General features: G+C 40.0%; 23 protein-coding genes. 7 read left to right on the top strand and 16 right to left on the bottom strand.

Annotated elements, in window-relative coordinates; genetic code table 11:
* Positions 1 to 200: 200 nt before the first annotated feature.
* Entirely contained in the window at positions 201 to 995 is a 795-nt protein-coding gene (gene agaR, locus ABWP91_RS03985) for a transcriptional repressor AgaR (RefSeq protein WP_353242136.1), read from the top strand.
* Positions 996 to 1,078: 83 nt separating this feature from the next.
* On the opposite strand, the gene ABWP91_RS03990 is transcribed toward agaR, so the two are convergent.
* The 5 genes from ABWP91_RS03990 to dbpA all read right to left on the bottom strand — a co-directional run bounded on the left by ABWP91_RS03990 (position 1,079) and on the right by dbpA (position 6,404).
* Positions 1,079 to 2,371 carry a cytosine deaminase gene (locus ABWP91_RS03990; RefSeq protein ID WP_353242137.1) on the bottom strand — a complete coding sequence of 431 codons (1,293 nt, stop codon included), beginning with the start codon at positions 2,369 to 2,371 and terminating at the stop codon, positions 1,079 to 1,081.
* Positions 2,364 to 3,611: a cytosine permease gene (codB, locus tag ABWP91_RS03995; protein WP_353242138.1), complete on the bottom strand. Its 1,248-nt coding sequence runs from the start codon at positions 3,609 to 3,611 to the stop codon at positions 2,364 to 2,366. The genes ABWP91_RS03990 and codB overlap by 8 nt, the downstream gene beginning before the upstream one ends.
* A 213-nt stretch (positions 3,612 to 3,824) precedes the next feature.
* Positions 3,825 to 4,226: a hypothetical protein gene (locus tag ABWP91_RS04000; RefSeq protein ID WP_353242139.1), complete on the bottom strand. Its 402-nt coding sequence runs from the start codon at positions 4,224 to 4,226 to the stop codon at positions 3,825 to 3,827.
* Positions 4,223 to 4,798 carry a hypothetical protein gene (locus ABWP91_RS04005; RefSeq protein WP_353242140.1) on the bottom strand — a complete coding sequence of 192 codons (576 nt, stop codon included), beginning with the start codon at positions 4,796 to 4,798 and terminating at the stop codon, positions 4,223 to 4,225. Before ABWP91_RS04005 ends, ABWP91_RS04000 begins: the two co-directional genes overlap by 4 nt.
* 232 nt (positions 4,799 to 5,030) lie before the next feature.
* Positions 5,031 to 6,404, bottom strand: a complete 1,374-nt coding sequence (dbpA, locus tag ABWP91_RS04010) for an ATP-dependent RNA helicase DbpA (RefSeq protein WP_353242141.1) — start codon at positions 6,402 to 6,404, stop codon at positions 5,031 to 5,033.
* A gap of 117 nt (positions 6,405 to 6,521) precedes the next feature.
* Here dbpA and ABWP91_RS04015 point away from each other — a divergent pair, with 117 nt between their 5' ends.
* The gene (locus ABWP91_RS04015) at positions 6,522 to 7,040 is read left to right on the top strand and encodes a DUF7000 family protein (protein ID WP_353242142.1); all 519 of its coding nucleotides are present in this window, start codon (positions 6,522 to 6,524) and stop codon (positions 7,038 to 7,040) included.
* A 48-nt stretch (positions 7,041 to 7,088) separates the two neighbouring features.
* Here the strand turns inward: ABWP91_RS04015 and ABWP91_RS04020 are convergent, their stop codons facing one another.
* The 8 genes from ABWP91_RS04020 to ABWP91_RS04055 form a co-directional block, all read right to left on the bottom strand.
* Positions 7,089 to 8,456, bottom strand: a complete 1,368-nt coding sequence (locus tag ABWP91_RS04020; RefSeq protein ID WP_353242143.1) for a GntP family transporter — start codon at positions 8,454 to 8,456, stop codon at positions 7,089 to 7,091.
* A gap of 34 nt (positions 8,457 to 8,490) precedes the next feature.
* Complete coding sequence (locus tag ABWP91_RS04025; protein ID WP_219246275.1) at positions 8,491 to 9,258, bottom strand: DeoR/GlpR family DNA-binding transcription regulator; 768 nt, start codon at positions 9,256 to 9,258, stop codon at positions 8,491 to 8,493.
* Positions 9,259 to 9,266: 8 nt separating this feature from the next.
* Complete coding sequence (otnI, locus tag ABWP91_RS04030) at positions 9,267 to 10,049, bottom strand: 2-oxo-tetronate isomerase (RefSeq protein ID WP_353242144.1); 783 nt, start codon at positions 10,047 to 10,049, stop codon at positions 9,267 to 9,269.
* 21 nt (positions 10,050 to 10,070) lie between these two features.
* Complete coding sequence (otnC, locus tag ABWP91_RS04035; RefSeq protein ID WP_353242145.1) at positions 10,071 to 10,712, bottom strand: 3-oxo-tetronate 4-phosphate decarboxylase; 642 nt, start codon at positions 10,710 to 10,712, stop codon at positions 10,071 to 10,073.
* Complete coding sequence (gene otnK / locus ABWP91_RS04040; RefSeq protein ID WP_353242146.1) at positions 10,709 to 11,983, bottom strand: 3-oxo-tetronate kinase; 1,275 nt, start codon at positions 11,981 to 11,983, stop codon at positions 10,709 to 10,711. Before otnK ends, otnC begins: the two co-directional genes overlap by 4 nt.
* Positions 11,980 to 12,888, bottom strand: a complete 909-nt coding sequence (gene ltnD / locus ABWP91_RS04045) for an L-threonate dehydrogenase (RefSeq protein WP_353242147.1) — start codon at positions 12,886 to 12,888, stop codon at positions 11,980 to 11,982. The genes otnK and ltnD overlap by 4 nt, the downstream gene beginning before the upstream one ends.
* 493 nt (positions 12,889 to 13,381) lie before the next feature.
* Entirely contained in the window at positions 13,382 to 14,821 is a 1,440-nt protein-coding gene (locus tag ABWP91_RS04050) for a YfcC family protein (protein WP_353242148.1), read from the bottom strand.
* A gap of 24 nt (positions 14,822 to 14,845) precedes the next feature.
* Positions 14,846 to 15,976, bottom strand: coding sequence for a M20 family metallopeptidase (locus tag ABWP91_RS04055; RefSeq protein ID WP_353242149.1), 1,131 nt, complete (start codon positions 15,974 to 15,976; stop codon positions 14,846 to 14,848).
* Between the two features lie 1,207 nt (positions 15,977 to 17,183).
* Here ABWP91_RS04055 and ABWP91_RS04060 point away from each other — a divergent pair.
* The 5 genes from ABWP91_RS04060 to ABWP91_RS04080 are packed head-to-tail and all read left to right on the top strand — an operon-like array spanning position 17,184 to position 22,356.
* Positions 17,184 to 18,329: a trans-sulfuration enzyme family protein gene (locus ABWP91_RS04060; RefSeq protein WP_353242150.1), complete on the top strand. Its 1,146-nt coding sequence runs from the start codon at positions 17,184 to 17,186 to the stop codon at positions 18,327 to 18,329.
* Positions 18,330 to 18,365: 36 nt separating this feature from the next.
* Positions 18,366 to 19,790 carry a Na+/H+ antiporter NhaC family protein gene (locus ABWP91_RS04065; RefSeq protein WP_353242151.1) on the top strand — a complete coding sequence of 475 codons (1,425 nt, stop codon included), beginning with the start codon at positions 18,366 to 18,368 and terminating at the stop codon, positions 19,788 to 19,790.
* Positions 19,791 to 19,806: 16 nt separating this feature from the next.
* The gene (locus tag ABWP91_RS04070; RefSeq protein WP_353242152.1) at positions 19,807 to 20,802 is read left to right on the top strand and encodes a D-cysteine desulfhydrase; all 996 of its coding nucleotides are present in this window, start codon (positions 19,807 to 19,809) and stop codon (positions 20,800 to 20,802) included.
* Positions 20,803 to 20,828: 26 nt separating this feature from the next.
* Positions 20,829 to 21,968, top strand: a complete 1,140-nt coding sequence (locus ABWP91_RS04075; RefSeq protein ID WP_353242153.1) for a trans-sulfuration enzyme family protein — start codon at positions 20,829 to 20,831, stop codon at positions 21,966 to 21,968.
* Positions 21,969 to 22,011: 43 nt separating this feature from the next.
* Entirely contained in the window at positions 22,012 to 22,356 is a 345-nt protein-coding gene (locus tag ABWP91_RS04080) for a DUF3088 family protein (RefSeq protein ID WP_353242154.1), read from the top strand.
* Positions 22,357 to 22,408: 52 nt separating this feature from the next.
* On the opposite strand, the gene dmsD is transcribed toward ABWP91_RS04080, so the two are convergent.
* The 3 genes from dmsD to ABWP91_RS04095 all read right to left on the bottom strand — a co-directional run bounded on the left by dmsD (position 22,409) and on the right by ABWP91_RS04095 (position 24,754).
* Positions 22,409 to 23,026 carry a Tat proofreading chaperone DmsD gene (gene dmsD / locus ABWP91_RS04085; RefSeq protein ID WP_353242155.1) on the bottom strand — a complete coding sequence of 206 codons (618 nt, stop codon included), beginning with the start codon at positions 23,024 to 23,026 and terminating at the stop codon, positions 22,409 to 22,411.
* Between the two features lie 281 nt (positions 23,027 to 23,307).
* Complete coding sequence (locus tag ABWP91_RS04090) at positions 23,308 to 24,060, bottom strand: energy transducer TonB (protein ID WP_353242156.1); 753 nt, start codon at positions 24,058 to 24,060, stop codon at positions 23,308 to 23,310.
* 217 nt (positions 24,061 to 24,277) lie between these two features.
* Positions 24,278 to 24,754 carry a PcoE/SilE family metal-binding protein gene (locus ABWP91_RS04095; protein ID WP_353242157.1) on the bottom strand — a complete coding sequence of 159 codons (477 nt, stop codon included), beginning with the start codon at positions 24,752 to 24,754 and terminating at the stop codon, positions 24,278 to 24,280.
* Positions 24,755 to 24,972: the final 218 nt, after the last annotated feature.

Raw genomic sequence — 24,972 nt, forward strand, 5'->3', positions numbered from 1 at the left:
GAAAGGTTGTTAGGGTTTATTTTGTGACAACGGATCTGTTTTTTGCTAAAAATAAGCAAGTTGATAGGTGAATAAAAATCGAAACGAAAGTAAACTGTTAGAATAAAGGAAATGAAAGGCAAAAATTCGTTGAAACTCAAGTGAAAGTCACAATGTGGTTTTTGTGTTTCTCGTTGATTGTTGGTTATGTGGATACGTTAATGAAAAAAAGTGTTCGTAGTACAAGTGAGAGGCGAGAAAAAACGATCTCGTTGCTTAAACAACAAGGCGCTGTTCAGGTCACTGATCTTGCTGAATTATTCAATGTATCAACAGTGACAATTCGAGGTGATCTAACATTTATCGAGAAAATGGGTATTGCAACCCGAACATACGGTGGGGCATTACTCAGTGATTTTCCCAGTATGACAACGGAAAGAACCATTGAAACGAAGCAAACTGAGCATTTAGCAGTTAAGCAAAAAATAGCGCAATTAGCTGTCACATTAATAAAACCAGGTAATACGATTATTTTGGATTCAGGAACCACAACGTATGAAATTGCCTTACAGCTCAAGGAAATGAAAGATATTACTATCATGACTAATGGGATGAATGTGGCGAATGCATTAGTGGGTGCTAATCAAATTGAGTTACTTGTAACAGGGGGGCATTTACGCCGCAGCTCATTGTCATTTTACGGTTCTCAAGCTGAGCTTTCATTAGAAAACTACCATTTTGATATGGTATTTCTCGGTGTAGATGGTTTTAGTTTAACCCAAGGAATTACGACGCATCATGAAAATGAAGCGCGTATGAACCGCCGAATGTGTGAAGTTTCGAAGAAAATTATTGCAGTTGCGGATTCTAGCAAATTTAACCAAGTTAGCTTGCATCGTATTATCGACACTGAAAAAGTGGATGTACTGATCACGGATAGTCAAATTACGGATGTAATGCGAACTGGTCTAGAAAAACTGGGCATTGATGTGATGATTGCGGATGTTTCGAGTTAAATGGGGAATAACCTGTTTCCGATGATAGATAAAAAGCGCTCAGTTATTTATTGAGCGCTATTAATCAGTTTAATTATCGATAATTAAACTAGCGGGGAATATCCGTAACGAACAGTTTCAGTTTCTTCGAGGTGAATTTGGGTTACCGCAGGCTGGGTATTGGCAATCACTCGACCATCACGAATAGAATAACGCACTGGCACTTGACGGCGTACTGCATCGAAACCATTTTCTGCGGGCAAAATTAACAGGCTTGCACGTTTACCTTCGCTGACACCGTAGTCTTGCAAGTTCAAGGTACGTGCGCTGTATTCGCTAATCAGTTTCAGCCCATCGTTGATTTGCTGATAACCCATTAATTGGCAAACATGTAACCCCATATGCAGGACTTGCAGCATATTGGCTGTACCTAATGGGTACCACGGGTCGAAAACGTCATCGTGCCCAAAGCACACATTAATATCCGCAGCCAGCATCTCTTTCACACGCGTGATCCCACGGCGCTTTGGATAGGTATCGAAGCGGCCTTGTAAGTGAATGTTCACTAACGGGTTGGCGACAAAGTTAATTTTCGACATTTTCAGTAAGCGGAACAAACGGGACGTATACGCACCGTTATAAGAGTGCATCGCCGTGGTATGGCTTGCGGTTACACGGGAGCCCATGCCTTTTGCGTGTGCTAACGCAGCGACGGTTTCCACAAAACGCGATTGCTCGTCATCAATTTCATCGCAGTGAACATCAATTAAGCGGTCATACTTTTCGGCTAGAGCAAAGGTTTTATGGAGCGATTCCACTCCGTATTCACGGGTAAATTCAAAGTGAGGGATTGCACCAACGACGTCAGCACCAAGGCGCAGTGCTTCTTCAAGGAGTTCTTCACCATTTGGGTAAGACATAATGCCTTCTTGTGGAAAGGCGACAATTTGCAAATCAACCCATGGTGCCACTTCTTGCTTAACTTCAAGCATCGCTTTCAATGCTGTTAACGTGGGGTCAGACACATCAACATGGGTACGAACGTGTTGAATTCCGTTAGCAATTTGCCATTTCAAGGTCTTCCATGCGCGGTTTTTCACATCATCGTGCGTGAGCATGGCTTTGCGCTCAGCCCAACGTTCAATCCCTTCGAATAAGGTACCAGACTGATTCCAGCTAGGTTGTCCCGCAGTTTGGGTGGTATCTAAATGAATGTGCGGTTCAACAAAAGGCGCTGAAACTAACCCACCTTCACCGTTTAAGCTTTCTGGCAAGATTTCGCCATCCACTTGCGGGGTAATTGCAGTGATTTTTTGGTTGTCGATATCGATGCGCCATAAGCCATCACGCTCAGGTAAGCGGACATTATGGATATGTTTAATAGTTTGATTATGCACGAGTTAGCTCCGAATCCGTGGCACGGCGGCGATTGAATAAAGGGTTAAGGACAGCGTAACACAAAGCGCCACCAAGGACGGCATTAACTGGGACAATTCCAGGTAACCAATTCCCCGCAATCACGCCCGCTGCAACAGCGATTAACGCACTGACATTCACATCACGCATTTTGCTGCGATCAAATGTTTCATAACGATGGCGATACATCAAATAGTCAGCAATGATTATCCCACCTATCGGTGGAATGGCGGCAGATAAGAAGGTTAGCCAGCCGACAAAGTTGTTGTACAGCCATAATGCACACAATGTACCGACTAACCCGTTTACAATGGATAAGGTTTTGCTGGATAACCCAGTGATGTTAGCAAAACCTAAACCAGAAGCGTAAAGGGCATTGTCATTAGTCGTCCAAATATTTAGGCCTAAAACGATAATTGCAGGTAATAACAAACCTTGAGCAATCATGACATCTGAAATATCGGCCATTCCCAGTGAAGCAGCGCCTGCGGCACCAAAGATAAACATCAGTGAGTTACCAAGGAAAAAAGCCACTAGTGCGACTAAAACGGCGACTTTTGGTTTGCGGCCAAAGCGAACAAAATCCGCGGTTAAGGTGCCCGCGCTGACGAATGAGCCGACCACCATGGCAAGCGCCAAATTAAAATCAATCGGTTTTGCTGGGACAACAGCTTGCAGCGCACTCATACCCCCCATATCGGTGATCGCGAGGTAGACTGAGTAACTCCCTAATATGGCAATAGCAGGGACGGCGACGATAGAAAGGACGGTTAACGCAGAAATACCAAAAAATACGGTGACGGTCATTAAAATACCTGAAATCCCAATCAACCAGTTAATGTCCCAGCCTGTGGCTTTACCAACGGGAATAGCAAACATTGCTACACCCACACCAAACCAGCCGACTTGTGTGCCGCCAAGTAAAAATGAAGGGAGCCATGAGCCTTTAATACCGAAGGAGTAACGCGCGAGGAGGTGAGTTGTTAAGCCAGTTTTCGAACCGATAAAACCAAGAAATGCGGTGTAGATACCAAGAAGAAGATTACCAATAAGAACTGCGAGGAAGAAATCATGAAAACTAAGACCGGTACCGAGAGCACCTCCGGTCCACATACTGGCTGAAAAGAACGTTAAACCTAGCATCACAAAGGTTAATGCTAGTCCGCCTTTTCGCGCGGATATGGGCACGGGGCCATGGCTGTAATTTTTATCTTCAGGCACGATTGTCTCCAGTTATTTTTCTCAGACCAAAAAAATCCGACGCATTTTATAGCCATCAAAATAAAAAGCAAACGTTTTCGTGTACTGTTAAATACTTTTAATTATTCTGATGTGAAGCTAGTTGGGTAGGTGCTTTATGACAGATAAAGAAGCTCTCCTAGATAGAGAGAGCTTCTAACGTGAAGATAAAAACAGTCGATAGATGAAAAATATTTATTCTTCAGTTTCTAGCGCTTTACATTTTTTCCGTAAGGCGTAACTGAGTTGTAGCATTTGAATAGAAATCATTACACTGACTATTATGACAAATAAAATTCCCATTTTTACAGTGTTGTAGCCTTTATAGGCGCTTATCCCATCTCGCATGAATACACTCACAGAATGCGAAATGATAGGAATGATAGTGGGTAGGAAGATGATGACAACTAAAATGGATATTACCGTTAAGGGCAAACATTTTCCGCGAAATGTTTGTTTTGCGATATTATAATTTTCCATTTTGTCATGGTCAGGAACATTTAAATTTATTGCTTTCATGATTTCTGGGTACCAAGTGCCATATATGATAGCTAATATGGCCATCAATAAACTCGCGATTGCGATTTCATCACTCATTTTTTTACATATTCCACGGGGGTAACGCTTAAATCTTCGCAGAGTTTTAAATATGAAGATTTCGTTACTTCGTATGTAGAAACACTACCACGTTTTTTAGCGACAGATGTTAAAGTACCATCAATATCCACTAATTTCCTGTTTAGCTCTTCGATGATGTTGGTGTTATTTAATGTGATTGTATAAGGGCCTGTGTCTTGCGTGATTTTAGCTTCTGAAAGAATATTTCTAATGGTGTCATTTATTGCTGATTTTAATTGGTATTGATATTTTGAGATAATAGATCTTAGATATCCTCGGCTTTCTGATGCTGTTGATTGAAATAAACGGCTAATAGACTGTTCATCAGGAATTTGGCCATTAAAATAATATTTAATTAATAGGAATAATCGATATTCTAAAATATCACTGCCACGCTTGAATGCTTTAGTTCCTTGAAACATATCAATATATTCGTTAAAGCTAGCAGAGCATATTTTTTCTAATTCCACGCCTAATTCAGATGTATCACATCCGATAATGTTAGCGAGCTCATCAGGGTTTTCTATTTTTGTATTAAACTTGATTTCCATATTGCCTCTCAGTTTTATTTTACTTAAGTTGCATTATGTTAGTTTTTATTTTTCTAATTAAAAAGGGTAATTTAATGAAATCCATTAAATTGTGATAATATTCTGTTTTATTTTTAATGAAACTAACTTTATATATGAAATGTATATATAATTTATATATTCAAAATAGTGGGGAATTGAATTTTAGGAAAGATTCCCTTTATCGAAAAATAAAGGGAATAAAACAAAGTTTTTATTTCAGTAATCGCGCTTTTACGGATTTACCTTTGATTTTACCTTGTTGCAGGTGTTTCCATGCTTGTTGAGCGACGGAGCGTTTTACTGCCACATAAGCGTGAGTTGGGTGAATAGCAATTTTACCTATGTCTGCTCCATTAAGGCCGACATCCCCTGTAAGTGCCCCTAAAATATCACCTGGGCGTATTTTGGCTTTTTTGCCGCCATCAAGGCATAACGTCACCATTGTGGCTTCAAGTGGTGTAATACGAAGGCCTACGGGCTCAGGTTGCCAGTTTAGTTTCATGTTCAGCATTTCTTCGAGGGCATTTGCGCGTTGTGCCTCTTCTGGTGCGCATAAGCTAATGGCTAAACCACTTTCACCTGCGCGAGCTGTACGGCCGATACGGTGCACGTGAACTTCAGGATCCCATGATAATTCATAGTTAATGACCATTTCGAGGGCTTTAATATCTAACCCGCGTGAAGCGACATCGGTTGCAACCAACACGCGGCTGCTACCATTTGCAAAACGCACTAAGGTTTGGTCTCGGTCACGTTGCTCTAAGTCACCATGCAATACTAAAACGCTTTGCTTGCTGTCACTCAGTGCGTCATACACCGCTTGGCAATCTTTTTTGGTGTTACAGAAAACCACGCAAGACGCGGGTTGTTCACGGCTTAATAATTTTTGTAATAATTCGATTTTACCGTGGCGTGAAACTTCATAAAACTGCTGCTCAACCGCAGGTAACTCATCAACACTATTGATTTCAATTGTTTGCGGCTCGTGCTGAATTTGCAGGCTAATACGGGCGATTTCATCTGGCCAAGTCGCGGAAAACAGTAAAGTTTGTCGGCTCATCGGTGCATAATTCATTACGGTTTCAATGTCAGGCATAAAGCCCATGTCTAACATTCTGTCCGCTTCATCCAGCACTAGCGTTTGCAACTCATCAAGTTGAACGGTTTCACGGTTTAAGTGGTCAAGTAAGCGACCCGGCGTTGCGACAATAATATGGGCGGCGTGAGCAAGGGAATCACGTTGCACGCTAAAAGGCACACCACCACATAAGGTGAGAATTTTAAGGTTCGGAATTGCTCGGGCTAAGCGGCGCAATTCGTTGGCGACTTGCTCTGCGAGTTCGCGAGTCGGGCATAAAACCAGTGATTGGGTTTTAAATAATTTGGCATCAATACGTTGTAATAAACCCAAACCGAATGCAGCTGTTTTGCCACTGCCTGTTTTGGCTTGCGCACGAACATCTTTCCCGGCAAGGATAGCAGGAAGGGCGGCTGCTTGGATCGGGGTCATACTGAGGTAACCTAACTCTTGTAGGTTAGACAGTTGTTCAGCGCTCAGCGCGTTAAGGTCAGCAAATGAAGTCACAATAAAATCTCAAATAATAAAAAGGAGCTAATGGCGCCAATGATACTATCCCTACATGGCGCTGTCTGTTTTTAATTCGTAGTTAAGGTGAGAAAGGCAGGCTTCGGGTAGTATTTTATGCAAACAATACTGGAGAGCAATAAAATGGATAATTTACAACAGCGACTCAATCATTACCAACGACAAGTACAAGAGGGTGAACTCAACGTTGTTTATGAATATTTAATTAAAACGTTGATGCAAACAAAGCAATACCTTGTAAGACAACCAGAACGCGGTTTTGAATATGGTAACGTTGCACCTGGTTATCTTGATTACTCTTATTTCCCTATTGTGAATAACTTTTTGAAAAAGCGAAAGCTTCGGTTTGGCATTGTGCTTAACCACCAAAAACTCTGTTTAGAGTTATGGTTAATGGGGCAAAATGTGACGATTCAAAAAGCCTATTGGCAAAAACTACAACATAGTCAATGGAATAAACATTTAACGCAAATGCCACAATATAGCGTGCTGGCTAGCGAATTAATTTCTCACCCTGATTTCACCCAAAAAAATGCCTTATTTATTGAAATAGAGAAACAGCTGTTCCCATTGATGGATGAAGTGATGTGTTTTATTGAAAAAATAGAAAAATGAGTCATAAAAAGCTTCCTTTATGATAAAGGAAGCTTTGAGTTTGAATGATTACACCATCATCCAAATTAACCCTGTAAACAAGAACCCGAGTAACCCTAAGAGTGTGGTTAATACGGTCCATGTTTTTAAGCCATCACTAACAGATAACCCTAAGTAGCGAGTGACAATCCAGAAGCCAGAGTCATTCACGTGGGATAAACCTAAGCCACCGAAACAGGAGGCGAGGGTGACTAATACCAGCTGTGTGCCACTTAACCCCATAACGGCTTCACTTAATAACCCACCCGTGGTCAGAATGGCAACGGTTGCTGAGCCTTGCGAAGCACGTAAAACCAGTGAAATAATAAATGCAGCGACAATAATTGGCATATCAATCATGGCTAAAGCATCGGAGAGGGCTTTTCCTACGCCTGATTCTACCAAGACCTTACCAAATACGCCCCCCGCACCAGTGATCATAATAACGACAGCTGCCGCAGGAATAGCATCACCAATAATATTGTTAGTATGTTGTAAGGTCCAATTACGTCGTAATGCTAAGAAATAGACTGCCAGAATTAATGCAATTAATAAGGCAATAATTGGGGAACCAATGAAGGTAAAGAACGTTCTTATTGGATCGCCTTTTTCTAATAATGTCGATGAAACGGTTCCCAACATAATAATGAGAATTGGGATAACAATCATCGCAATAACAGTACTTGGTTTTGGCGGATTAGCTCTATCCGTATAAACAATATCCCCTTTACTTGGTTCATCTTTGGCTAATTGTAATTGCTCTAATACCTCAACAGATAAATGGTAATTTTTTCTATTAATATATTTCGCAATATAATAACCAATAATGGCAACAGGAATACAAATAACAAAACCAATTAATGTTAATAAACCCACGTCTGCGTGCAAAATACCCGCGGCGGCCACAGGGCCTGGGTGTGGTGGCAATGCCACGTGCACGGTTAACATCACTCCAGCAATAGGTAAACCGTATTTTAATGGTGATATTTTAGCGACTTTTGCAAAGCCATAAATAATTGGCGCTAAAATAATAAAGCCAACATCAAAGAAAACGGGAATACCTAAAATAAAACCTGCAATCGTTAAGGCGGCAATAGTTTTTTTCGCCCCTAGGGATTTACCAGTTTTAATGGCTAAGTTTTCTGCGCCGCCAGAGCGTTCAATTAATTGCCCGAGCATCGCCCCCAGACCAATAATAATAGCGACAGAACCAAGGACACCACCGAGACCATCAGTTACGGCTTTAACAACGCTATCTAATGGAATACCGGTCGCAATGGCAACAAATAAACTGACAATTAATAAAGCAACAAAAGGGTGGATTTTAAATTTAATTATCATTAATAGGAGTATAAGAATCCCTATTAATGCTATCATTAATAAAGAAAAAGTTGTCATATTGTGTTCTCTATCTAGGGTCTATTTTATTTTTCTACACGTCAATCGGATAGAAATTTATATTTGTTTCTTCTAATTTTTTAATGATGTTTTCTGGCAAATGGTTGTCACAAATAATGTCATCCAATTGTTCCAAAGCACATACGCGAAACATGCCATATTTACCAAATTTACTGCTGTCTGAAACTAAAACACTCCGGCGAGATATCTCTAATAATGTTTGTTTTAACAGAACTTTTTCTTCATGAGGGGTAGAGACACCGTGCTCGAAATCCCATGAACTGGTACTGATAAACGCTACATCAATATTAAGACTTTTTAGCATCATAACGGCGATATTGCCGGCGCTGGAGTGGTTGCGCTTATCAACTTTTCCTCCAGTGTGGAATAAATTCAATTGAGGCTTATTAATCAAATACTGGACGATAGAAAAATCATTGGTCACGATGGTTAAATTAAACCGTTCCCCAAGCACGCGGGCAATTTCGAATGTTGTCGTGCCTGCATCAAGGTAAACAACTTGGCCATCTTCCACGAGAGACGCAGCAAAACGGCCAATTTCACGTTTACTTTGGTAATGAAGACGCGCTTTTTCATTCCACGGTAATTCTTGGTGTAAGGCATTGTTTAACCTCACGCCACCACTGATACTGACGACTTTTCCTTCTTCCTCCAGAGCGCTGATATCACGGCGAACCGTCATATGTGAGACGTTCATTAGCTCCACCAAACTGCTTATGGAAACAGTTTGATATTCATGAAGATAACGATAAATAAAGTCTCTGCGCTCTGATGGGATCATCTTAATTCCTATTTAACCTGTATTTTCTTAAACCAAGCCAGCCCATCTTCTGTTTTTCCTGCGGGGATGTATTCGCACCCTAACCAGCCCGGATAGCCCATTTCGTCTAACTTGTCGAAAATCCATGGATAATTGACTTCCCCAGTATCGGGTTCATGGCGAAATGGCACAGAAGCAATTTGAATGTGGTTGAATTTACCCCATAGCCGCTCAATCGTTTTCAGTAAATCACCTTCCATGATTTGGCAGTGATAGAGATCTAACTGAATGAATACATTATCACGATTTATTTCTGGGAGCAGCGCTTCGGCTTGTTTTTGTGTTGTCAGAAAGTAGCCTGGCATATCGCGAGTATTGATAGGTTCAATCAATACTTTAATGCCATGTTCTGCCATCACATCCGCCGCGTACTGAATGTTCTGAATAAAGCACGCTTTTTGTTGCTCAGGGGTGAATTGGCTATTGGTTTTTCCTGCCATCGCATGAACTTGTTTACAGTTCAGTGCGAGGGCATATTCCAACGCCTTGTGAACACCTTGTTGAAACTCATTTTCGCGCCCTGGTATTGACGCCATACCGCGTTCGCCTTCAGCCCAATTACCGGCTGGCATGTTAAACAGCACTTGCGTTAAGTTATGTTTAGTGAGCTGCTCAACAATCGCTGAGGGTTGTTCTTCATAGGGAAATAAATATTCGACGCCTTGAAACCCCGCGTTGGCTGCACGTCCAAAACGTTCAATAAACGGAACTTCGTTAAACATCATACTGAGATTTGCTGCAAACTTTGCCATTCTATGTTCCTCGTTATAACGTTATTTTTGTGGATAACGGTCTTTGAGTTCTTGTACATCGGCATTGGTCAGCGTTTTAAACCCAAGTGGTAATAGGGTGAGATATAAACGCGCCGTATCTTCGAGTTCTTCGGCATTAAAAAATGCTTGTCTTAGGGTCTTCCCGCCAACAACAGGGCCGTGGTTTGATAACAAAACGGCAGAGTGTGTTTTGGCTAATTTGGCGATTTCTTCCCCAATTTTCGGGTCGCCCGGCGGTAAATATTCCACTAAAGGTAACTGCCCAACTCGCATCACGTAATAGGGGGTGATAGGGGGTAAGCAATTAGTTTTATCTACATTTTCTAAGCAAGACAACGCTGTTAGCCACGGTGAATGTAAATGAACGACCGCTTGGCAATCAGGGCGCTGTTCATACATTGCCATGTGCATGGAGACTTCTTTGGTCGGTTTGTCGCCATCAATCCAATTGCCTTTTGCATCTAATTTGCTTAAACGCTCAGGGACAAGGTCGCCGAAACTGGAGTTAGTCGGTGTCACAATGATTGTGCCGTCAGGCAGTTTTGCGCTGATATTACCTGCGCCGCCGCTGCTGTAGCCCCGCATGAACATCGATTTTGCCCATTCGCATAATTCAACACGCAGTGCTTGTTCTGCACTCATAAATACATCTCCTGCGCTTCTTGGAAGAAGTTTTCTTGACCAAAATTACCTGATTTCAGCGCTAACCAATCACCACTTAGACGGTCTTTTACCCATGGCACACCGGGAACAATTGGGGCACCAATACTAAGCTGTTGTGTACCAAGGCTTTGGACGACTTTTCCCGAGGTTTCACCCCCTGCAATAATGAAGGTATTAAAGCCTTGCTGTTTTAACAGTGAAACAACTTCACCGAACAGTTTTTCTACACTTTCACTGGATTGTTGCATACCGTACTTTTGCTGAACTTGTTTCAGTTTGTCCGCAGGCAATGTGGCATACAGCATAGGTGCTAGCGGGTTAGATTGGTGTTCAGCCACCCATGCAGATAACGTTTTGGCGTAATCTGGATTTGATAAACACTCGCCTACATCTACTTGACGGCTTGGTGCAATGGCAGCGTAAGTGTTAACTTGCGCATTAGTCATTTGCGAACAGCTACCTGATAAAATAACGGCCTTACGCTGCGTTGCTGCTGGTTTTTCCCCTAATGCGGTATCACGCTGCCAAGCGATGCCTGTTTGCACGGTTGCGATAGCGGCGCCTAGGCCAGAGCCCCCCGTTAATAACGGCAAATCTTTTGCAGCTTGGGCAATCGGTAATAGGTTTTCCATGGTGATGGCATCGGTAATGGCATAGCGTACGCCTTGGTTTTGCAATGTGTTTAACTGCGATTTAATCGCATCAGCGCCCTGCAAAACCGTGACTAAATCGACTAACCCTGCTTGCCCTTGGGATTGCTTTTCCATCACGCGCAACAAATTGGCATCAGTCATTGGTGTGACAGGGTGGTCTTGCATTCCACTTTCGTTAAGCAATTTGCCATTCACAAATAAGTGGCCATGGACGACTGTGCGGCCATTTACAGGTAGAGCAGGGGTGACTACCGTGATCTCCGCTTTAAGTGCCTGCATAAGGGCATCGGTCACTGGGCCAATATTGCCTTTTTCTGTCGAATCAAAGGTTGAGCAATATTTAAAAAATATTTGACGGCAACCCGCTTGGTTTTTGAGCCACTGGCAGGTGTTTAGTGAAGCGCTAATTGCTTCATCTACAGGGCATGAACGACTTTTTAGGCTGACGACAATAGCGTCAACATCTTGCGGGATCACGGTATTTGCGTCAGGTTCATTGAGTAATTGCACTACTTTCCAACCGCTTTGCACCATAAACCCCGCGATGTCTGTTGCGCCTGTAAAATCATCTGCAATTACACCGAGTTGAATACTCATTTATCCCCCTTTTCAGGTAATTGAATGCCTTTAAAGGTTTTGATCACCGCGCTATCATCTTCACCACCAAAACCTTCATTGCTTGCTGCGGTAAACATTTGCAGTGCCGTTGAGGCCAGTGGAAGTGGGAAATTCAACGCTTTTGCTGTTTCCATTACAAGGCCAAGGTCTTTAACGAAAATATTCACGGAGGATTTTGGTGAATAGTCGCCATCTAGCACGTGCTGCATGCGGTTTTCAAACATCCATGAATTGCCTGCTGCGTGGGTGACAACGTCGTACATGAGGTTTAAATCAATACCCGCTTTTGCGGCGAGCGCCATACTTTCAGCGGCAACGGCAATGTGAACACCGGCTAATAGCTGGTGGATGGTTTTCACGGTTGAGCCCATGCCGATGTCTTCACCAACTTGGTATAAGCGCTCTGTAGTTGCATCGAAAACAGGCTTGAGCGCAGTAAATAACGCAGGTTTTCCAGATGCCATCACGGTAAGCTTGCCGTCGTTGGCCTTAATTGCACCGCCAGAGATTGGCGCATCCAGCATTTGAATTTGATATTGTTCGAGTTTTTTCTCAATTTGCTTGGCTTGTTCGGCGGCGAGTGTGCTGTGTAAAACCACAATCGTTCCCGGACGTAGCGCCGCGGCTAATGGGGTTTCCCCATTAAATAAAATTTGCTCAACTTGTTTTCCATTAACAACCACGAGTAAAATAGCATCTATCTCATTGGCATACTCAGCCGCGTTTTTACCGACTTGTTTTGCACCGCAGGCTTTTAATTCGTCGCATGCGGCGGTGTTAATGTCAAAACCGTAGGTTGGTACGTTATTTCTAATCAGGGACTTTGCAATACCCATCCCCATTGAACCGAGTCCAATAACGGCAACATGATTAATCGATTTCATCGTACTCTCCTGATGTTGTGAATCTTTGTTATTGTGATACATGATTACACGATAAAATTCACATTCGAATGATGGCAATCACATAAATTTTATTTTTATGAATCAGGTTTGTTTTTTTAACTAATTGTTTTTAATTTAGTTATATTTTATTTTTTTATTTTATGACTTCACATTTAAATGTGAAAAAATTTGTGATGTTTATCACTTTATTCACAAAATGGCACAAGTGTTACTTTAATTAAACTGCTTTCTTTATTGATTTGTTTGTTTATTAACCAACAATAATATTTTCTAATTAGATGATAATAAAAAGAAAATTAAATTAGTGTTTTTGAAAGAGGTCATCAGGAAGGTTAAGAAATGATGGAGGGTTCTATCATATTAGCGCATCACACCCTAATGGTAATCGTACGTTTCTCCTTGTTATGTTGAAAAAATAACACCACCGCAAAGGGTGGTGTTAAGTCCGTTTATTGGGTAATAACTTTAGGGGTTAGATCGGCCCTAAATTGGTCATGACGGCATAAACTAGAGCCACAATAGAAATGACAATCCATGTGAATACCAATGGCCAAATAAATTTAACCCACGTGGTATACGGGATTTTTGCTGTGGCCAGTACGGCCATTAAAATGCCAGATGTAGGGTTTATACAGTTCACTACACCTTCACCTAACAGGACCGTTTGTACTGTTGTTTGGCGGGTAATTTCTAATAGGTCGCCCATCGGGGTAAAGATTGGCACTAATACAGCGGCCTCACCTGAACCAGAAGAAATAAAGAAGTGCATGATGGCAGCGGTTGCAAACATCGAGAGTGCAGAAAGGGTTTTTGGCAAGCCATCCATCATCGAAATAATGGCATTGACGATGGTGTCTAAGATCATGCCATCAGATAACACAATCGCAATGGCGCGTGCCATACCAACGATAAATGCACCACCAACCATGCCCGCACAGCCTTTTAAAAAGCCTGTTGCAATGCTATTTGGTGACATGCGGTTAAGTACACCGACACCCACGCCTAAGATGATAAACATGGCCATCATCTCTTTTTCACCCCAACCCCACTCGACAGCACCAAAAATAAAGGCAACTAAGCAGAATGCACTATATGACAGGGTGATGATGTGCAGCGCCGAAATTTTTGACGTTTGGTGATCAGCATCATCGGCAGCAATTTCTGGGCGTACCATGCCTTGTTTACGGCATTTTTTGGTGTAGAAGGTTAAAAACAAGATACCCGCGATGACGAAGGCGATATAAATTACCATACGAAAACCAAGGCCAGATAGCAGTGGAACGTCAGCTAAGCCTTGGGATAAACCAACGGTCATCGGTGCCATAATTGAGGCGTTAAAGCCAGCGTAGGCCGCAACATAAACCAATGCCGCACCAAACTTATCATCCATCCCGACTGATTTTGCGACGAGCAACCCGATAGGAACAAATGCAATGATTGAGTTAACGACGATACCTGTGGTGCCTAAAATAGAAAACACTACAAAGAAAATCGTAATTAACAGGAAATCATTGAGCTTCTTACTGCGCGAAATATTATTCAGTACTTTTTTGATAGCGCCCGTTTCTTCAAGAAGGTGTAACGCACCACCCGTAAAAATAATTAAAAAGATAATTGGCGCAGCTTTAACTAAACCATCGGCAATAGAGGTGAAAATTTGCCCCGGTAAAATACCGTGTTGTTCCGGCAAACGCTCATAACTGCCCGGTATGGTGTAAGAGCTAGACACTTTTGTTTCAATACCATCTTTAACCATAGTAATGACTTTGGTTTCTGATGCATATTGCCCTGCGGGAACGATCCATGTCGCAATTCCTGCGATCACTAAAATGAAAAACAATAAAACGTAAGGGTTCAAACCTTCCGATCGTTTTTTTGTTGGTGTTGGTGTGGTTGTTGAGGTTGTTGCCATATTATTATCCTGTTGGATTATTATTTATTGTGTAATACGTTGTAATACATTGAAAAATAACTGTGCTCGCTCAGTTAAAGATGGAATTTCTAAATATTCTTTATCGCTGTGTTGGTAGCCACCAATTGGGCCCAAACCATCGACAGTGGCTGTGCCTACACCCGCAGTAAAGGATGCGTCAGAACCACCACCAGTTGAAACATCGATTAACTCGATATTTAAGTTCGCTGCTTCTTGCTTGATGATGTCGATAAGTACGGTACTTTCATCTGTTTTCGCCATTGGAGGGCGATTAATGCCGCCAGTTAAGGTTAGTTTGATACCTTCTAATACAGGTTTGCTGCACACTTCTCTGACTTTTTTGTCGATCTCTACACCTTGTTCTTCAGAAGAAATTCGCACATCGATTTCTGCTCGTGCATTAGGTGCAACTGTATTGACGGATGTCCCACCTGAAATAAGGCCAACGTTAACGGATAAGCCTTGGTCATGGGCGCTGAGTGCATGTAAGCTTTGAATTTTGTGGGATAATTCTTGAATAGCACTGATGCCTGCTTCAGGGGCAATACCCGAGTGAGAAGCCTTCCCTTCGATGTTTAGCAGATAAGTACCCACACCACGGCGTGCGCTGACAATGGCTCCATTGGCACGAGCAGGTTCCATGACAAGGGCATAACGCTTACCTAATGCGCACTTTTCAATCACGCCACGGGATGAAATAGAACCAATTTCTTCATCGCAATTGAGTAGGATTTCGATATTTTTATAGCGTGCGTCTTGGTTGTCATACAGTTGCTTGATGACTTGGTACACCATGACATGACTGCCTTTCATGTCAATCACACCAGGGCCGTAAGCTCTGTCACCTTCAATGCTAAATGGGCGCTCTGCAACAGTGCCTTTAGGGAAAACAGTATCTAAGTGTAGTAAAATTAAGATATCGGCCTTAACGGATGGGTAATAAATGCGGTAGTTGTTGCCTAATGACTCATTTTCAATGATTTCAACTTCGAACCCCATTGCTTGGTATTTTTCACGCCACACAGCGGCATGGTTATCGACGCCAGCCTTGTCATAAGAGCCTGATTCGATATTGACGACCTGTTCCAGCAGTTTTAGCATGGCAGGTTCGTGCACTAAAAAATGATTAGTCATAATGGGTTCCTAATATTGTGTTTGTCGTTAATGTGAGTATTTTTATTGTGTTCTACGTGAGTTATTACATCTGAAAATACAGGTCAGAATAAGTGCAATATAAAAAACTTCATTTTTCTTTAAATGAAATAAATATGTGCAGTGCTAGATAAAAAACTTAACTGTAATTATCTAATTGAAATAAATTAATAATTTTTGTAAGTATTTTTTATCCTCTTCATTATTTTCTTATGTCTCAAGTTAACTTAACCGAATTTAATGATTCAATATATAACTTCACTGTAGTGTGAAAGTTTAATATGCAGAATACCTATATTTGTAGGTATTTTTCGACTCTACCATATTCAATAATTTAGATACAAGTGATTGTTTGGTATTCACCTTAAGTATTGAAATAGAAAGGTAATCTTTAAAATATTAAATAAATCTAATCCTTTAATATAAATAATTAAGGTTTTTTTTATTTTAGTTTTTTGTTTTACATAGATGGTTTTTTTGTTTGATTTGATTCAATTTTTCTATATAAAATATAATTCTGGGTGTAAATAAACCAAAATTTTAATTCAAAGGTTAATTTTGAATTTAATAAACACAATAAACTTTATGGTTTTTAATATACAAATTGTACAAGTATTGAACAGATTGTTTTGTGTGCATTCATACTATTAATCATTTTAACTATGAATATAGATAGTAGTGTGTGTTTTTTGTCCGTAATTTTTTAGTTGGTCATTGATAGACGTAGATAGCAGATTAGGTTGCAAGAGAAATAGTGAAACAGTAGAAGAGAATAAATTTCTACCATATCAGCATTAAAGAGTAAGTCAGTGGAGATGATAGATGAAATAACAGATGAAAATATTATGCTAATAATAATTATCATAATGATTAATTACATTACTCGATAATATAATTAACTTTTAATCTACAATTATTCTTTTATTTTAATAAGTTAACGATAGGTTTCTATAGATTTAGAGGATGTTGATAAACTAAATAATGATATTGTGACGGCTCGCTCATTTTACTTTAATTAATCAACCCATTGTATTTTAAGGTTATTAATTCTTGTTTAGAAAAATTTTCTCTAAATTTGTATAAAGTCATCTATTTTTAGAAAAAATTTTCTATTTCCCTATGGCATATTCCTTTTAGCAACAAATATAAATAAACATTTCGTTATCTTTCTATGATTGGGTTTTTAATTATGACTAAGAATATTGCTACAGTTTTAATTCATGGTGGGAAACAGCAAGATACCGTCAATCATGCTATTTTTCCTGCAATCACAACCGCAAGTACCTTTGTTCAACAGAGCTTAACGGATCATGGTGAATATTGTTATTCCCGTTGCAGTAACCCTACACGTTATGCTTATGAAACGTTATTGGCTGAAATTGAAGGCGGAGTCTACGCAACGGCAACTGCTTCTGGGGTTGCGGCTTCAAGTTTAGTTTTAAACTTATTACCAAAAGACTCCCATATTATTGCCATGAAAGGCGTTTATGGCGGTACTTTCCGCTTATTTGAGCGTGTTGCAACTGAGAATTGTGGCCACGAAATCGATTATGTTGATTTAAATAACCTTGATGAAGTTAAAGCGAAAATAAAAGGTAACACTCGCTTAGTTTGGATTGAAAGCCCAACCAATCCTTTATTAGAGTTAGTGGATATTACAGCGGTTTGTGCATTAGCGAAAACGCATAATATATTAACGTGTGTGGATAATACATTTGCAACAGCATGGAACCAAAAGCCATTAGAATTAGGTGCTGATTTAGTGATGTTATCCGCAAGCAAATATATCGGTGGCCACTCAGATTTAATTGGCGGAGCCGTTATTACCCAGCGTGAAGAGATTGCAAATCGCCTTGATTTTCTAAAAACCACACTCGGCGCAATTGCCTCCCCGTTTGATTCATATCTCGCATTACGTGGCTTAAAAACATTGGCATTGCGCATGTCGGCACAATGTAGCAATGCTCAGAAAGTCGCAGAATACTTAGCCTCACACCCGAAAATTGAACACGTTTATTACCCAGGTTTACCTTCATACCCACAACATCAGCTATGTAAAACACAGATGCGAACTGGTGGAGCCGTTGTGACGATAAAACTAAAAGGGGATATCGAGGACACCAAAAGTTTTTTATCCAAAGTGACTTATTTTGTGTTAGCGGAATCTCTTGGTGGTGTGGAAAGTATGGTAAACCACTCAGCAACTATGTCTCACGGCTCAATGACGAAAGAAGAAAGAGAAAGTATTCATGTTTACGATACAACATTGCGTTTATCGGTAGGCATTGAAGATATTAACGATTTATTAAATGATTTAGAAAAAGCATTATCTTAATTAAAATCACAATAAACTATAATAAGAGAGCATCCCATGAATGATTATGGAATCTGGACCATTGTCACTCCACTGGTCACGATACTTTTAGCTATTTTTACACGCCAAGTTATTTTATCTTTATTATTGGGAATATTAGTTGGGTTTACTGTTATTAATGATCATAATATTTTATTAGGGGTTAACGGTACGCTTGACGGGATTATTAATACTTTTGCCTCACCGGGAAATACAAAAACAATTCTATTTATGGTTATGATAGGCGGTATTATGCGGCTTGTCGTGGTTACAGGTGGCGTTAGGTCACTTGTCAGATTATTGACTAATAAAACCAAGTTAATTAAAAATAGAAAAGCTGTCCAATTAATGGCAATGATTATTACGTCATTAATTTTTATTGAAAGTTCAATCAACCAGTTAATCGCGGGAGCATCAACAAAAACACTCGCGAAAAACTATGGTGTTTCACCAGAAAAAATGTCCTATATCGTGCAAACATCCTGTGTGTCAGTGTGCTCGTCAGCGATGATAAACGGTTGGGGGGCAGCGATGATGGGGGTGATTGGTGTTCAAATTTCAAAAGGTTTTATTACAGGTGAACCCTTTGAGATTTTAGCCAGTTCGATGGTGTTTAATATTATGGCATGGTTCTCTTTAGCTTCCGTATTATTTTATATCTTCTCCAATTTTTCTTGGGGGCCAATGAAAAAAGCTGAATTACGTGCTCATGAAGAATCGTTAAATATATTATCTGCAGAAAATACAGAGCAAGATGATGACGATATTATTGAGCACCCTAACTGCCATACATCTTTAAATTTCTTTATCCCAATCTTATCTACAGTATTGATGGTGCCAGTGGCTTTATATATCACGGGTAATGGTGACTTTAGTAAAGGTAGCGGCTCAACATCTGTTTACTGGGGCGTAATGTTTGGAACGCTAGTTTCCTTTGTCTGGTTCTTAGCGCGCCGTGTATTAAATATTGAGAGTTTCTTTAAAGAATTATATATCGGCTATGCGAGCATGGTAAAAATCAGCTCAGTCATGATCTTAGCTTTCTTAATGGGGACGGTGTCTTCAGATTTAAATACGGGGGCTTATATTGCAGAAGTGACTTCAGGTGTTATTTCCCCAGCATTCTCAATTGGTTTCATCTTCTTGATTAGTGCCGTGATGTCATTAGCGACAGGCACATCATGGGGAACATTTGCCATTATGATCCCAATCGGCGTGCAATTAGGTATTTCAGTGGGAATGCCCGTGGAATACATGATTGGTGCAGCTATCGCTGGGTCTATTTATGGTGATATGACCTCTCCAATTTCCAGTGATGCGATTGTGGCCTCTATGGCAACGGATTGCGACCATATTGAACACATTCGAACACAAATGCCTTATGCCACGGTTACCGCTGCATTTGCACTGATGGTTTACCTCTATTTAGGTTTCACATATTAATCGGGATAATATTCAAATGAATCTACAAGAAAGGCTTTCAGCAATAGCGAAAATTGATTTATTACATACAGCAACGCCATTGATGAAACTGAATAATATATCTGAATATCTTGGCCGTGAAATTTATATTAAACGCGATGATATGACCCCCCTTGCCATGGGGGGCAACAAACTGCGTAAGTTAGAGTTTATTATTGCTGATGCACTACAGAAAAAAGCCAAAGTATTAGTCACTGCGGGGGCTATACAATCTAACCATGTTCGCCAAACGGCAGCCGTTGCCGCAATGTACGGTTTAGAATGTGTCGCATTATTGGAAAACCCGCTGCAAAGCGGCAATTCCCTATTTTTAAATAACGGCAATAAGCTTCTGACGGATTTGTTTAATACCCGCTGCTACTTTTGTGAAGAATTAACTGACCCTAATATGCAGATGAAAGCATTAATTGAATCATTGGGGTTAGAAAATGCCTATGTAGTGCCTGTTGGTGGGTCGAATGCACTAGGTTCACTGGGGTATGTGAGTTGTGCTTTGGAAATTGCACAGCAAAAACCACAAGAGATTGATTTTGCCGCGGTGATTGTTGCTTCAGGCAGTGCGGGGACTCATGCAGGATTGGCGATGGGGTTACAGGTCGTGTTACCGCAAACGCCTGTTATTGGTGTGACCGTTTCACGCACGGTTGAACAACAGCAGCCTAAAATTGAAAAGCTACAACATGAAATTGGTGAGTTATTAAACCTTGCTGATTTTCCGAATGTACTGTTATGGGATCAATACTTTTCACCTGCTTATGGGGCTCCAAATAACAAAGGGCAGCAAGCCATTGAGTTATTAGCGCAAAAGGAAGGTATTTTACTCGACCCTGTTTATACGGGGAAAGCCATGGCTGGATTAATCGATAATATTTTAAAAGAAACCATTGAGGGTAATCAGCCGCTTTTGTTTATTCATACTGGCGGTTCACCTGCTTTATTTGCTTATTCTGAAATCAATGTAGCAAGTATTTAAACCTATATTAAAAATGTGATGTACCTATGAAGATTAATACTAAAGTTATACACGGTTACCCAATGACGGATAAATACACGGGAAGTTCATCTATTCCGTTGTATCAATCGTCAACGTATTCGCAAAGTAATATTGAAGAAAGTTATGCGTATATTTATTCGCGTTTTTCAAACCCAACTCGTGATGCACTAAGCGAAGCAATTTGCTCCATTGAAAATGCACAATTTGCTGAGGTTTTCTCATCAGGAATGGCGGCGATTAGTGCGGTTTTATTGGGGTTTAGTCAGGGAGATCATATCGTTGCCTGCAAAAATATTTATGGCGGCACTTTTCAGTTAATGACTGAATTTTTACCTCGCTATGGTATTTCAGTGACATTTGTTGATGCGACAGACCCTAAAAACTATGCAGAAGCAATACAAGAAAATACCAAGGCATTCTACATAGAAACGCCATCTAACCCGACACTGCAAGTCACAGATTTAAATACAGTTATTGGCTTGGCAAAAGAGAATAATTTAATCACCGTATGTGATAACACATTTATGACGCCGTTGTTGTCAGATGTGATTTCATTAGGTATTGATTTTTCTATTAACAGTGCCACCAAATTTATTAATGGGCACAGTGACGTTATTTTAGGAACCGTTGCGACAAACAACGTCGAATATGCAAAATGGTTACACAAATCCGCGGTGGCTATTGGCAGTATTGCTGCACCATTCGACAGTTGGCTAACTATGCGTGGCTTAAAATCAATGGCTATGCGGGTTGAACGTTCCAGTGAAAATGCACAAAAGCTTGCAGAATATCTTAACCAGCATTCTAAAGTTAAAACTGTGTTTTATCCGGGCTTGGTTTCACACCCAAATCACCATATTCATATGCAACAATCTAAAAATGGGGGAATGGTTGTTTCCTTTGATTTAGGTAATGAAAAAAATGTGAAATTATTTTTAGATGCGATTCGTATTCCTTTGGTTGCCGTGAGCTTAGGGGGGATTGAGTCAATTATTTCTTATCCTAAAATTATGTCCCATGCTTGTATCCCTGAAGAGGAACGAATTGCACAAGGTGTAACAGATGGGTTGCTACGTTTTTCGGTTGGTTGTGAAGATATTAGTGATTTATTGGCGGATTTAGATAACGCTTTATCGACGCTATAGCCAGAAGGCTTAATTTTTACTCCTCACTAAAATAGGTAAGACAATGAAATGTAAATTGTATCTTTTAGATATGGGTTTTTCGGACAAAAATTATCAAGGCGAAACTTTTTTTTGCCCAGATTGTACAATGTTAGAAGGAATACTGGCCAAAAACCCGAACTTAGCCAATTTTATTGAGGTAAGTTATATTCCTTTCGAGAAACCGCGAGAAGAGTTAGTGAGCCTTTGTGGTGAAGCGAACCAATCTCTACCTGCTTTAATATTACCGGAAGGTATCACCTCTTCTTATCAAACAGGGGTTTATAAAGATACGTCTCATATCTCTGATTTAAGCCAAATCATTGCATTTTTAATAGATACTTACCGAATTCCGAAACAACATCCATAATAAAAAAAACGCCCTAATATGTTATAGGGCGCTTTCTATTGAAGAAATAATATTATAGATAGAGTGCTTTATTTACTGGCGTTAATTGAACTTCTTTCTGCAAATATTTTAAGGTTTCTGTTGCCAATAAGGCTGTGGCTTCATAAAAAGCACTGCCGCCTTCTAATTGCACTTTTTCCAAGTAGCGATATACCCAAGGTAAGAAATGAATTTCCAATAAGTCACTCAATAATTCGGGTTTATTTTGAATAACCCACGCAGTTAATAAAAATAATAACCCAACATGGTCTTCTGGTTCACTGGCACTTAATTCAATATTAACTTGGTTGTTACGCAACCAAGCTCTTAATTCAAGAGTAGAAATACCAAATAGAACATTTTCTTTGTCGAGATAGACAGAACCCCAAGGCGGAGCAGGGAGCGCTTTAGGGCCAATAAACAACCGCTCATAGGCCTCTTTTAGTGATTCAGATTGATTCGCTTGGCCTTGAAATAACTGATCAATTTTTTGGCAATTATAATGCATAGTGAGAGGCCATTCAGCCAGCCATTCACTTGTGCTAAATAACGCAATCAGCTTGCTAACACGAGAATCCGCTGGGTCATAGGAAAATAGTGCACCTAAAGTTTGGATGCACAGTGAAAAATCATCTAATTGTTTTTGTTCCATACTGATTCGCTTCGTCTTTTAATATTATTAAAATGGGTTAACTATTTGAGTTTAAAATTTAATTGAAGGGCTGGGGCTGTTTATATTCATACCAATATATTGATTTCTTCATTATTTTTATCATCGTAACGAATCATCAGATACTTGTCGACGAGAAGAGGGGGAAAATATCCCACTCATGAAAGATATTTAACCCACTACGACCATACCAACGGTCATATGTAAGACATGGAAGATCCCTCGACTCATGAGTTAATTGATTTTATCGTTAGGCTGAAAAATTAATTAAATTCAATATTGAGTGTAATGGATTGTGCAAAACCTACAGGTGGTTTACCGACCGAGTGACTTTTTTGTACCGCTAATAGAGCTGCATTATCCAATAACTCATTTCCAGAGCTACTCGCTAAACGAATTAAGCTAATTTCGCCGTTATGGTTAAGTTGAAACTGAACCTTAGCTATTCCACGATTTTTCATTTTTTTAGCTCGGCGTGGATATTGTTTATTACGTTCGACTTCTTGGCGTAGTTTTTCACGATAAGCATTGATTAATTGATTATCTTCGGAGCCTGAAACTTGTTGTGTTATTGGGCTTTTACTTCCTAATGATTGGGAAGATACACGACTGCCATCTTTTTGTTGTTGTGCAAGACTGGTTTGGGGGATTGTTTTTTTCTCTAAAGGCTTTTTAGGATTTTCAGCATTTTTTACAGTTCTAGTTTCTTTAGGTTTTATGGGTTCCTCAGTCTTTTTTTCAATTTTTTTCTGCTTTTTAGGCACAACAATCGCGGCTTTTTCGACGAAAGCCTCTGAATTTATTTTTATTTCTTCCGGTGCTGAATTCGTTGGTATTGCTTCTTCAGGGGCATTTTCTTGCTCAGCTTGAGTGAGTGCAATTGAAATAGTTGGAGATTCCCACTGTGCTTGATTTTTTGGCGTTAAAGACGTTGTTGTGGCATAAATTAGAGAGCCAACAACCAAAGCATGCAGTGCAATTGATAAAGCAAGCATCAAGATTTTTCGATTTATCATAGAGCCTCGGGATCTTTTCAGTTTTTATTGTTTTTTTCATAATCATAAATAAAAATGATAAATCGGATTATATGTAAATAATTATCAATTGCAAATGCTAGTTGTTATCAGTTGTGTGCAGTGGATAAAAGATAGATTACTTAATATAAAGGCTTAGAAGAGCTTCTAAGCCTTGAATATGAACAGTGTGTGATAAATCGAGATAGGGCAATAATAACTAATTTTCTTGTTTTGTTTGGCTCCGAATTAAATGTTGTTCCATTGCATAGAGAGTCGAAGGGGACTGGTTGTTGTGGGTAAAACTTAATGCCACCGCCGCTTTTTCATGGCTATCCATTTTGGAAATAGGCTTGCTAATACCCGAAATACTATCAGCAGGGAGTTGGCCTGCTTGGATATGCGATGCCATCAGGCGCAAAATGGATGGTGACATATTATTTTCTGTGAAACTTAATGTGGTTATGGCTTTTTCATGAACATTCATTTGCGAAAAAGGCTTAGCCACTCCATTGATTTCACTTTTAGGTAAATTAGCGGCTTTTGCATGGGCTGCGATTGCGGCTTCGTTTGCATAAGACGTATTATTTTCAGTGAATTTTAGCGAAATAATTGCATTTTCATGTGCGCGAATATCGGCTTGTGCGCTCATATTACAGATTAAAAAAAATGCAGATGAAATAAATATTTTTTTCATTTAAATACCTTTAAACAGTTTAGCCAGTCAATATGGCTTGTGACTTCAAGTGTTTGTCTCTTTAATGCGCTAAATATAAGTGATGAAAGGTAAAGGGAAAATTGACATTTCTGCAAATGTTGAATGCAAAAAACGCATCTATTAATTAATTAGAAGAAGTTTTTTGCAATAATAGAGCGAATAGTTTGGTGAAATAGAAGGAAGAATAATGGAAACAC

It is taken from the genome of Providencia sp. (genome assembly GCF_040396775.1).
Lineage (GTDB): Bacteria > Pseudomonadota > Gammaproteobacteria > Enterobacterales > Enterobacteriaceae > Providencia.